Source organism: Trichocoleus sp. DQ-A2 (assembly GCF_039961915.1).
In the GTDB taxonomy this organism is placed as follows: domain Bacteria; phylum Cyanobacteriota; class Cyanobacteriia; order Cyanobacteriales; family FACHB-T130; genus FACHB-T130.
This window is the reverse complement of sequence record NZ_JAMPKD010000033.1, coordinates 47797-54329: the sequence shown is the minus strand read 5'-3', so window position 1 is coordinate 54329 and position 6533 is coordinate 47797. Positions and strand designations below refer to the sequence as shown.

5 protein-coding genes and 1 pseudogene are annotated in these 6533 nt (G+C 48.0%); 3 read left to right on the top strand and 3 right to left on the bottom strand.

What is annotated here, in order from left to right:
• The 3 genes and pseudogenes from NC997_RS24540 to NC997_RS24530 form a co-directional block, all read left to right on the top strand.
• A pseudogene (locus NC997_RS24540) lies at positions 1 to 511 on the top strand (hypothetical protein); the annotation flags it as partial.
• Positions 512 to 583: 72 nt separating this feature from the next.
• The gene (gatB, locus tag NC997_RS24535) at positions 584 to 2068 is read left to right on the top strand and encodes an Asp-tRNA(Asn)/Glu-tRNA(Gln) amidotransferase subunit GatB (protein ID WP_190525481.1); all 1485 of its coding nucleotides are present in this window, start codon (positions 584 to 586) and stop codon (positions 2066 to 2068) included.
• A 24-nt stretch (positions 2069 to 2092) separates the two neighbouring features.
• Complete coding sequence (locus NC997_RS24530; RefSeq protein WP_277877538.1) at positions 2093 to 2227, top strand: hypothetical protein; 135 nt, start codon at positions 2093 to 2095, stop codon at positions 2225 to 2227.
• A gap of 409 nt (positions 2228 to 2636) precedes the next feature.
• Here NC997_RS24530 and NC997_RS24525 read toward each other — a convergent pair whose 3' ends face one another.
• The 3 genes from NC997_RS24525 to NC997_RS24515 all read right to left on the bottom strand — a co-directional run bounded on the left by NC997_RS24525 (position 2637) and on the right by NC997_RS24515 (position 6483).
• Positions 2637 to 4685, bottom strand: coding sequence for a response regulator (locus NC997_RS24525; protein WP_190525483.1), 2049 nt, complete (start codon positions 4683 to 4685; stop codon positions 2637 to 2639).
• Positions 4686 to 4867: 182 nt separating this feature from the next.
• Positions 4868 to 5482, bottom strand: coding sequence for a chemotaxis protein CheB (locus tag NC997_RS24520; protein ID WP_190411999.1), 615 nt, complete (start codon positions 5480 to 5482; stop codon positions 4868 to 4870).
• Between the two features lie 164 nt (positions 5483 to 5646).
• Complete coding sequence (locus tag NC997_RS24515; RefSeq protein ID WP_190411949.1) at positions 5647 to 6483, bottom strand: protein-glutamate O-methyltransferase CheR; 837 nt, start codon at positions 6481 to 6483, stop codon at positions 5647 to 5649.
• Between the last annotated feature and the right edge of the window lie 50 nt (positions 6484 to 6533).

The window sequence follows — 6533 nt, the reverse complement described above, 5'->3', positions numbered from 1 at the left end:
CGCTTTTATAGGCTTTTCTAGTCATAGCCGCAGTTTTAGGCAACATCCACTTATGGTATTGGCGGCATTGCTATCCACTCCCTGTCTTCAGATTTACTTTATAAATCAGCTCTCAAAGGTTATTCTAGGAATTTTATTAAGTTTAACCTTATTAGGAGTCGGGGCGAGACTAGGACTCCAAAAAACGCCAGATGATGTCAGTCAAAGTGAGAAGTATCGCGAGCGCTATGTTGCCTTTGTTCTGCCTAAGCTAGTTCGGGAAGTTCAAATAAGGCTGAACCTGGGGAAGAATCCAGGGGAAATCAAGCACGATTTAAAAGAATTTGCTCCGAAATATGAACAACTGATTGCAGACGCCGGTCGAAAAGCAGACGAAAACCTGGCGAACGAACCAAGAGACGCAGCCTTTGCCGAGCGATTCTGGGCTGAGAAGAAACGTATTTTAAAAGCAGAGTACGGAATCGATTGGAAATCACCAGCAGACATGAATCCAGAAGTCGTTTTTGATTAATTAAGGGCTGCGAGGTTAAGACAAAGCTAAAATAGAGCCGAAGTGTTGCAATTATCTGCACTCTGTAAGCTCATGACGACTGCTGCTCCGGTTAAAACTCAGTACGAAGCTATTATCGGTCTGGAAACTCACTGTCAACTCAGTACCGAAACCAAGATTTTCTGTAATTGCTCCACCGAATTTGGTGCGACGCCCAATCAGAATGTCTGTCCAGTGTGTATGGGAATGCCTGGAGTATTGCCGGTGCTGAATCAAAAGGTGCTGGAGTACGCGGTTAAAGCCGGTTTGGCTCTCAACTGCGCGATCGCTCCTTATAGCAAATTTGACCGTAAGCAATATTTTTATCCCGATCTGCCCAAAAATTATCAAGTTTCTCAGTACGATTTGCCCATTGCCGAACATGGTTGGCTGGAGATTGAGCTAACTGACGCAGATGGCAATCCCATCCGCAAAAAGATTGGCATCACTCGCCTGCACATGGAAGAAGATGCTGGAAAATTGGTTCATGCGGGTAGTGAAAGACTCTCTGGTTCTACCTATTCTTTAGTAGACTACAACCGCACCGGCATTCCCTTGGTAGAAATTGTCTCCGAACCGGATATCCGTTCGGGGGTTGAAGCTGCTGAATATGCCCAAGAACTGCGCCGGATTGTCCGCTATCTGGGCGTCAGTGACGGCAATATGCAAGAAGGTTCGCTGCGCTGCGACGTGAATATCTCCGTGCGTCCGGTTGGTCAGAAGGAGTTTGGCACGAAGGTCGAAATCAAAAATATGAACTCCTTCAACGCCATCCAACGGGCGATTGAGTACGAAATCGACCGGCAAATTGAAGCCATCCAATCCGGCGAGCGAATTATTCAAGAAACCAGGCTTTGGGAGGAAGGTAGCCAACGCACAGTGAGTATGCGGACGAAGGAAGGCTCTAGCGATTACCGCTACTTCCCAGAACCCGACCTAACTCCCATACAAGTCTCCGCTGAGCAATTATCTAAGTGGAAGTCGGAACTGCCGGAACTGCCAGCGCAAAAACGTCATCGTTACGAAAGTGAATTGGGTTTGTCTGCTTACGATGCCCGCGTCCTAACCGACGATAGATCGGTGTCGGAGTATTTTGAAGCGGCGGTTTCTGCCAAGGCGAATCCCAAGCAAGCGGCTAACTGGGTGATGGGTGATATTTCTGCCTATCTCAACACCGCTAAACTGAATATCGCTGAAATTGCCCTCAAACCCCAGATCCTCGCGGAACTCATCTCCTTAATTGAAGACGGAACTATCAGCGGCAAAATCGCTAAAGAGATTCTGCCAGAGTTGCTTTCTAAAGGGGGTTCTGCGAAAGAACTGGTAGAGAGCAAAGGAGTCAAGCAAATCTCTGACAAGGGTGAGCTGGAAAAAATCATCAATGAAGTTATAGCGGCAAATCCCAAAGAGCTGGAACAGTATCGCAGCGGTAAAACTAAGCTGTTGGGTTTCTTTGTGGGGCAGGTGATGAAGCAAACAGGAGGTCAAGCTGACCCGAAACTCACGAACCAAATGATGGCTCAGAAGTTGAACAGTTAGTTAGACAAGCCAAAATATACCGCCTTGCGGAGTCGTCAAAACCTACTCCGCAAGGCTGAAGCCCAGGCAACGGGTGCTGGTAGAAAATGTAGCGGATGTGCAGGCGATCGCTCGCAGAAATACGTATCTGCTACATTTGCCGCACAACCCTTTGCCTGATTTATGTTGACAATTATCTTCGTCTTCACTTCACATAAAAGCGAGAAAACTTCACGAAAAAAACAAAATAAGGGGTGACACCCCTCATCCCCAAGTGATATATTTTGTTTAGTAGATGCACCCTGATGATCGGGAGAGTCGCCCAAGTGGCTCTCCTTTTTTTTATGCCTTTTTTTGTATGGGAATGGGTCACAGCTTCATCGGATCGACCTACAAGCAGACACGCGAAGCGTCGCTCAAGGCGCTGTACCGGACGTTCGACTTCTTCGACAAGACGATCGGCGCGAACAGATAGTCCTGCTCCCATCGCGGGATATCTATCGCCTAACCAACGCTTACAGCCGTGCGGCTAGCAAGCAATGTCGTTATAGAAATCGCCTGATTGAAAGAACGATTGGTTTAGAGATTGCTACACGTCTGCGAGCTTTGTACTCAGCCCCGCCAAGTTTGCCACAGAAGCAATTAATTTGATTGCCTCAACGGGTTTAGGCAGGTGTACCTGGAAACCTGCTTCGAGTGCCTGCGATCGCTCCTCACCCCTGGCATAAGCAGTCAGCGCGATCGCGGGAATGCTCGTTTCTCCTCGCTGAGATTCCAAAGCTCTAACTTTGCGGATCAAGCCATAACCGTCCTCATTAGGCATTCCAATGTCGCTCACCAGTACATCGGGTTTTAAGTGTTCCAGAGCTTGCATCGCTTCCTGAACCGATGCCACAGCCGTCACTTGAGCGTGGTATTGTTCTAGCGCCGCCCTCAAAAAATCGCGGGTATCTGTATCGTCATCCACCACCAACACCTGCAACGTTTCCAGAGAGGGAGGAGACGCGCTCGCGACTTTTTTACCTGAAGAGATAGACTCCAAATCGCAAGTCTTGAGCTGATCGGATACTACTGGCAGCTTCACGATAAATGTTGACCCTTTCCCTTCTCCCTCACTTCTTGCCTCAATCGTGCCGCCTTGCAGTCCCACTAAGTTGTGGACAATTGCCAAACCGAGTCCCAATCCACCATAGCGCCTGGTGGTGGTGCTATCTGCTTGACGGAAGCGATCGAAAATATAGGGGAGAAAATCTGGGCTGATGCCCACGCCGGTGTCGCTGATGCTAATTTGAGCGCGATCGCCATCCTTGAAAAGGCGCACCTGCACCTTTCCCCCTGAAGACGTGAACTTGATCGAATTGGAGAGTAGATTCCAAACAACTTGCTGCAAGCGGTTAGGATCGCCAGGAACCAGTTCCACGGCGCGATCGAGTACGCTTTCCAATTGAATCCCTTTATCCTCAGCCGCCGGACGAACCGCATCCAGCGCCGCCTCAATCACGGGTACAAGGTTAACTTGACAGATATTTAACCGCAGCTTCCCGCGAATAATCCGCGAGACATCGAGAATATCCTCGATCAGTTGCGCCTGTAACTTGGCGTTGCGCTCAATCGTTTCCAGGGCACGGGCTGTCGTCTTTTCATCGTACTTGCGACTGCGGAGCAGTTGAGTCCAACCCAGCATCGAGTTGAGGGGAGTGCGGAGTTCGTGAGACAGGGTTGCAAGGAACTCATCTTTAATTCGGTTTGCCGCCTCGGCTTCCTGTCGTGCCACCTGTTCGCGAATCATCTGAGCGCGGGCTTCCTCTGCGGCTTTGCGCTCGGTGATGTCTTCTAGGGTGCCGACATGACCGATAAGTTCGCCGGTATCGGTCAGCATCGGGGAGGAGCGCAGGTAAACCCAACGCACAATCTCCTCCGGAGTTTGGCAGCGAAACTCGTTAGAGCATTCCTGACCGATGCTCATGCAAGTAGACCAATGTCTATAGACGCGATCGCGGTCTTCTGGATGTACCGACTGCAACCAGCCTTCTTCATAGAGCGAGGCTAAAGTTCCCGTTTCTACATTAGGCGTTAAGCCACAAATCGCTTGGCAGCGCGGATTTGCGTATGTACAGCGCCCTTCAATATCAGTCATAAAAATGCCTAGGGGCGAGCAGGCACTTAACGAGCGAAAACGCTCTTCACTTTGCTTAAGTTCTAAGTTAACAGCAGTCAGTTGTGCCGCTTGTCGTTTCACCTCTGCGGTTTTCTTGAACAAGTCAACAAACACCCCCACCTTGGAGGTTAATATTTCCGGCTCCAGCGGTTTGAGCAGGTAATCTACTGCACCCAGGGAATAACCTTTGAAAACCAGAGAGTCGCTGCTGCTAAAAGCGGTCAGGAAAATAATCGGCGTGTGGCGCGATCGCTGTCGTTGTCGAATCAGCTTTGCCGTCTCAAATCCATCTAGACCGGGCATCTGGACATCAAGCAAAATCACGGCAAAATCCCGCTCAAGCAGACATCGCAAGGCTTGTTCGCCCGATGTAGCTCTGACCAAATTTTGACCGAGGCTGCCCAGGATCGCCTCCAAAGCCAGTAAATTTTCTGGGTGATCGTCCACAAGGAGGACGTTAACTATTTCTTCGGGCTGCATTTTCTGGAAGGTCGGGACTTGTTTGAGCGGCTTTGTCGAGCCTGCCACTGTTTCGCTATTGATACCACTATCCAAAGTTACAAATTTTAGAAACCAGAATCCAGGGTTTTTAGATGAAGATTTGATGTGTCTAGATTCGGCTGTTGAGCTACTAGGGCTTTGGCGTCACATATCTGATTTTTTCACCTCACAGCCGATTGACAAAGGTTGACTAAAAGAGGGGCAATGTCTTGGAGCTGCACAATCCAGTCTACCGTTACAGATGCGATCGCGGCTTCCGGCATGATCCGGCTTTCTGCTGTTGCAGGCTCTTGTACTATAGCCCGTCCGCCGCGTGCTTTAATTTTTGCCAAGCCTTTCGCACCATCCTGGCTTGCTCCGGTTAAAATCACCCCGATAACTCTCTGTGCATAAGCATCAGCCGCCGATTCAAACAGCACATCAATCGACGGTCGGGCATTGCATACAGGAGCCTCAGTGGAGAGTGCTAATGTGGCGATGCCGCCGTACCGACCTTGGCGGTGTCCCCATGCCTGTCGGGGTTCCACCAGTAAGTGATAATCAGCGGGAGCTAGGTATACCCGTCGAGGCAGAATTTCTTCTTTATCTTCCGCTTCCGCCACCGGCAAAGTGCTGTACTGCTGGAGAAAGAAGCTCAGCGTGTTATCAGAGGCTTTGTGACGGTGTTGGACGACAACCACAGCCGCTGGGAAAGTATTTGGTAGACCTGCGAGCATTACGGTTAAAGCTTGTAACCCACCTAATGATGTGCCGACAACAACAATATCAAAAGTCATACTCACCATGAATCAGTAGATGGGCAAAACTCAATAAAACGGGTGGGTAGTGAAGGATTTCCAATTACCTACTACTCTTGACCTAAAAAATATTCACCTTCTTTTTATTCCATTGATTTGGGAAATCTTGCATTTATATGTAATTTGTAATTGAAAAGTTTTAATTAAGCCAATTTCCGGTAAATCTTTTCATGATTTTCTAACTCCTCATAGTGTTTTTCGTATAGAGTGGTTTTCAGGGATTCCTGACGACCTAATCCTAGAATCCCAAATCTACAAAGGCTATCGTACAAAAGATTGTGAACCCGTTCCTGAAGAAATGGATTGAAATAGATTAGGACGTTGCGACATAAGATGACATTAAATTCATTAAAAGAACCATCAATCGCTAGATTATGTTGAGAAAAAATAATGTTTTCTTTGAGTGACGCCCGAAAAATAGCGCTATCATAAGCAGCGGTATAATACTCCGAAAAAGACTTAATCCCGCCTGCTTTGAGATAATGCTGAGTATATTCCTGCATTAAATGGAGGGGAAAAATGCCACTTTTGGCTTTTCTTAATACCATCTCATTCATGTCAGTTGCATAGATGCGGCAACGGTGATAAAGCTCTTCTTCTTGCAACAAAATTGCGATTGAATAAACTTCCTCTCCAGTTGAACAACCTGCACACCAGATCCGAATAAATGGATATGTTCGCAATAAGGGAACAACTTTATTTCTAAATGTTAAATAAAAGGTCGGATCGCGGAACATGGCGGTCACGTTGACGGAGAGACCGAGCAGAAATCGCTCCATCGCGTTTGCATCGTGGAGGACTCTTTCCTGAAGCGCGGATACACTGCTTAAATGCTCCGCACGAATCGCATTCCAGATGCGGCGCTTGAGTGAAGCGGGAGCATAATTTCGGAAATCAAATCCGTAGTAACGATACACGCCCTCCAATAGCAACTGAATTTCAATATCTTCAAGTTCGCTGCTATTTTTGGGCGTGTTCATACAGTAAAAAGTAAAAGGTAGAAAGGTAAAAGAAACAGAGACAAAGAAAC

Bases quoted from the DNA above. Each gene is read 5' to 3' on its own strand.
- gatB (WP_190525481.1), top strand. From the start codon at position 584: ATGACGACTGCTGCTCCGGTTAAAACTCAGTACGAAGCTATTATCGGT.
- NC997_RS24525 (WP_190525483.1), bottom strand. From the start codon at position 4,685: ATGCAGCCCGAAGAAATAGTTAACGTCCTCCTTGTGGACGATCACCCA.
- NC997_RS24520 (WP_190411999.1), bottom strand. From the start codon at position 5,482: ATGACTTTTGATATTGTTGTTGTCGGCACATCATTAGGTGGGTTACAA.
- NC997_RS24515 (WP_190411949.1), bottom strand. From the start codon at position 6,483: ATGAACACGCCCAAAAATAGCAGCGAACTTGAAGATATTGAAATTCAG.